This window comes from Pseudoalteromonas sp. SR44-5 (assembly GCF_014163675.1).
In the GTDB taxonomy this organism is placed as follows: domain Bacteria; phylum Pseudomonadota; class Gammaproteobacteria; order Enterobacterales; family Alteromonadaceae; genus Pseudoalteromonas; species Pseudoalteromonas rhizosphaerae.
Genome location: NZ_JACJDT010000098.1, coordinates 1 through 3,016, shown reverse-complemented (window position 1 = coordinate 3,016; position 3,016 = coordinate 1). Strand labels below are relative to the sequence as shown.

At 38.3% G+C, this 3,016-nt stretch carries 3 protein-coding genes; 2 read left to right on the top strand and 1 reads right to left on the bottom strand.

What is annotated here, in order from left to right; genetic code table 11:
• Positions 1-263: 263 nt before the first annotated feature.
• Complete coding sequence (locus H5154_RS22465) at positions 264-1,385, top strand: DUF5610 domain-containing protein (protein WP_149983391.1); 1,122 nt, start codon at positions 264-266, stop codon at positions 1,383-1,385.
• A 63-nt stretch (positions 1,386-1,448) separates the two neighbouring features.
• Positions 1,449-2,264: a glutamate racemase gene (gene murI / locus H5154_RS22460; protein WP_182719689.1), complete on the top strand. Its 816-nt coding sequence runs from the start codon at positions 1,449-1,451 to the stop codon at positions 2,262-2,264.
• Here the strand turns inward: murI and H5154_RS22455 are convergent.
• Complete coding sequence (locus H5154_RS22455) at positions 2,227-2,706, bottom strand: RNA-binding protein (RefSeq protein ID WP_145242807.1); 480 nt, start codon at positions 2,704-2,706, stop codon at positions 2,227-2,229. The two genes, murI and H5154_RS22455, sit on opposite strands and share 38 nt — an antisense overlap.
• Between the last annotated feature and the right edge of the window lie 310 nt (positions 2,707-3,016).

Here is a 3,016-nt window from a genome sequence, read left to right as displayed (position 1 = left end):
GGGGCGATTAACTCTTTGTTACTTACATGGATGTAAGTAAGGGGCGTGAGCAGGACGCGGAAGCTTTGCTCAATTTTTACTTAGCCCACTAGGTTACAAATCTCGCGCCGTGATTAAATCGCCCCGAGGTTGAACAAATTTTAATCCTTAAAGGTCAACAGGCCCTAATTTTGAGAAATAGCAAATGCTGTTTTTTTGTACATTTTACTTTAGTTATTTATTTTTGGGCCGATACTTAAGTAAGCAAAAATAGGAGTCGGATCATGAAAATTGGCAACTTTGGCTTTGTTCCAAACAACAACGTCAATAAATACAGTAACAAAGCTGCATTACAGCAACCTACAATACAGTCGCCTCAAGATAGTTACCAGCAACGTGGTAAAGAATTAGCAGCAAAAGTGTTAGGTGACAAAATGGCTGAGGCTTTAGGCTTACCTGTCGCGGAAGAGAAAAAAGACAAGCCACTATTTGATTTTGAAGAAATCGTCAAAAACGTTTTGGACTTTGTAACTGGTGCCGTTAAGAAAGCGCAAGTCAATGGAGCCGATAATGAAAAACTCAAAGGTATGCTTAGTGATGCACGCAAAGGTGTGCAAACAGGTATTGATGATGCTTATGGTGAATTAAAAGATACCGGTATTCTAAACGACGAAATTGAGCAGGGCATAGAAAAATCCAAAGAAGGTATTTTTAATGGCCTGGATGAGTTTGAAGAGGATTTATTTAACCCTAAACCGGATTCTGTCAGTGTTACTCAAGCACAGTATTTAAGTTTAAGTAATAATGCTCAGTATAACTTCACCACTGCAGAAGGTGACGAAGTGAGTATTAGTTTTGCTGATGCATTTAAACAGCAATCAGCCAGTAGTTATCAGCGTAATGGTCAAAATGAAGGTTATGCCAGTGCATCATCACAATCGCGGGAGTTATCATTTAGCATGTCAGTAAATGGTGACTTAAACGAAGATGAACAAAAGGCTATTAATGCAATGATGGAAGACTTGCAAAATGTTAGTAAAACATTTTTTGGTGGTGATTTGGAACAAGCCTTTGAACAAGCACAAGAGCTCAACTTAGGCAACGAACAGCTAGTCGCGTTTTCAATGGACTTAAAGCAAACTAAAACGTATGCAGCAATAAAAGGCTATGAAGAGAATAAACCAACACCAGAGAAAGCTGTGGCTGAAAAAATAGCTCCATTTAATGACGATCTAAAAAATGCCTTTAATAAAGCGGGTGATCTTGGTTTGCAAAATGAACTGTCAGGCATTTTACAATGGTTAAATCAAGACCAAGAGGAAATAGGCAAATTAGTCGACTATACAAAATCAATGTTTGAGCAAATGAATAAATTGCGCTCAGCAGCACTAGAGAGTGAAGCATAAGCTTTATTTTCAGTATACCGCGTGGCAAACTGCTCAGCTTAGTTATTATAAGGAGCGAGTTGTTTGTCACCTCATATCATGGTTTTTGATTCGGGCATTGGTGGTACCACAGTGCTGAAGCATATTCAGCAATACATACCTGATGGCCGTTATAGTTATTTTATGGATAACGCCTACCTACCTTATGGAAAGCTGAGTCAACAAACCATAATTCAGCGCCTCAGCGGATTATTAATTTTTATAGAAACACAACAATTACACGTTGATGTGTTAGTTATTGCTTGTAATACCGCATCTACTTCAGCACTGAGCGCACTTCGCGAATTAACCACGATACCGATCGTCGGTGTAGTACCTGCAATTAAACCCGCCGCTTTATTATCTAAGTCACAGCATATTGCCTTATTGGCCACACCAGCAACAGTACAAAGTAGTTATACACAACAGTTGATAAGCCAGCATGGTCAAGCTGTCACAGTACATTTATATGCTAGTGTTGAACTTGTAACGTTGGCGGAACAAACATATCGAAGTAAAAAGATTATCCAGGACAAACTAGTTGCAGAGCTCGATAGTCTCGCTATTGATAATAGAGTGGATGTAGTCGTGTTAGGTTGTACGCATTTCCCAATTTTAGCAAAAGGTTTGAATGAGTATTTTAACAGCACTGTATTATTACTTGATTCCGGCGTAGCAATAGCCAAACGGGTGTGTGCAATACTCAAAGAGCATAATATAGCTTGCAGTGATGAGCTTGATGTTAATTGTACAGGCAAGAAAAAGCCGCTACGTTATTACGCAACGGCTTCTATTTATGTTGATAAGCAACCGGTGGAGCTAGTTACGCTGATTGATCTGACTCAGAACGAAAAGAGTTAGATTCATCATCTTGTTTTTGTTTTGCTTCACGAACTTTCAATGTACGTTGTTGGAACTCGCTATCGTTTAATTTTGCAATAGCATTATCAGCATCTAGCTCTGCCATTTCAACAAAGCCAAAGCCACGACGTTTGCCAGTATTTTTATCCTTTAATAGGCGTACATTAAACACTTTACCTTGTTCTTCAAATAAAGCGCGAACTACACCTTCATTTGCACGATAAGGAAGATTGCCCACATAAAGTGTTTTTGTTTTTACTTCGGCTTCTTCTACATCGCCAGATGACATTGCAGCTATAACTACACCACCAATTAATAAACCAGCACCAAATAACAGTGCAGGACTTAATTGTAGGCTCGAAAGCGCAAAATTAACTATAACGAAACCAATAACAGCAAGGATAACTGAAGAGATAAGAGATTTTTGATCGGGTAATTTCATTTTGATCTACCAATAAACAGGAAATAAACATTAATTTAACATTGTGAACTTGCTATCTTAACGCGATAAATGAACATAGCAATGATATTTATGTGAAATAATTTAATTTACATCAAAAAAGACTCGAAAAAGCATCGATTGAGTGTTCTTTTAAAGCGTTTTGCATGCTTTTTGAGCGAACAGTCAAAAGATTGAAAAAAAGTGTTGATCTGTTTTTGGATCTCCCTATAATGCGACCCCACTGAGACGGGAAACGCCAACGCATAGCGAGGCACGAACAACTCAGAGAGTTAAATAAAACTTAGGTTTT